The organism is Shewanella sp. Isolate7, assembly GCF_022398425.1.
In the GTDB taxonomy this organism is placed as follows: Bacteria; Pseudomonadota; Gammaproteobacteria; order Enterobacterales; family Shewanellaceae; genus Shewanella.
The window spans coordinates 1-891 of sequence record NZ_JAKEVJ010000178.1 but is presented as its reverse complement, the minus strand read 5'-3'; the positions used below and the strand labels follow the sequence as shown (position 1 = coordinate 891).

General features: G+C 46.5%; 2 tRNA genes and 2 rRNA genes. All 4 read left to right on the top strand.

Going from position 1 to position 891, the window contains the following annotated elements:
* A 16S ribosomal RNA gene (locus L1D47_RS20850) occupies positions 1-234 on the top strand; the annotation flags it as partial.
* 118 nt (positions 235-352) lie between these two features.
* A tRNA-Ile gene (locus L1D47_RS20845) sits at positions 353-429 on the top strand.
* Between the two features lie 53 nt (positions 430-482).
* Positions 483-558 (top strand) — tRNA-Ala (locus L1D47_RS20840).
* Positions 559-803: 245 nt separating this feature from the next.
* Positions 804-891 (top strand): 23S ribosomal RNA (locus tag L1D47_RS20835); the annotation flags it as partial.

The following is an 891-nucleotide window of genomic DNA, read 5'->3' as shown; positions in this document are numbered from 1 at the left end:
GGAGTCTGCAACTCGACTCCATGAAGTCGGAATCGCTAGTAATCGTAGATCAGAATGCTACGGTGAATACGTTCCCGGGCCTTGTACACACCGCCCGTCACACCATGGGAGTGGGCTGCACCAGAAGTAGATAGCTTAACCTTCGGGAGGGCGTTTACCACGGTGTGGTTCATGACTGGGGTGAAGTCGTAACAAGGTAGCCCTAGGGGAACCTGGGGCTGGATCACCTCCTTACCTATACGATGATTTAATACTTGGTCGAAAAATGCTCCTGCATTTTCGACATTCGGTACATCCGTGTACCTTTTGAGTGTTCACACAGATTACTTGATAGAAGATAGAGAATGACGTTGGGTCTGTAGCTCAGCTGGTTAGAGCGCACCCCTGATAAGGGTGAGGTCGGTGGTTCAAGTCCACTCTGACCCACCAATCTTTCTATGGAAAGATTAGGTATTAAACGTATATTCTCGCTGCATTTACATGGGGCTATAGCTCAGCTGGGAGAGCGCCTGCCTTGCACGCAGGAGGTCTGCGGTTCGATCCCGCATAGCTCCACCATTTGCTCTTTGATGAGAGCATGCAGTTTAGGTTAGAGATGCCAAAGATAAATGCAGAATTTATCTTTGGCTTTTTTAAGCCCGCTCTTTAAAAATTTGGAAAGCTGATAGTAATAACCGAGAGGTTATTGCGAAAATAATTGAGTTCTCAAAACACACTTTAATCAAGTGACTTGAGTATTCTTTTGGCGAAAGTTGAAACCATTAGTTGCGATGCAACTCAGATGAAACTCATTTGGGTTGTATGGTTAAGTGACTAAGCGTATACGGTGGATGCCTTGGCAGTCAGAGGCGATGAAGGACGTAGTAACTTGCGAAAAGCGTTGGCGAGCTA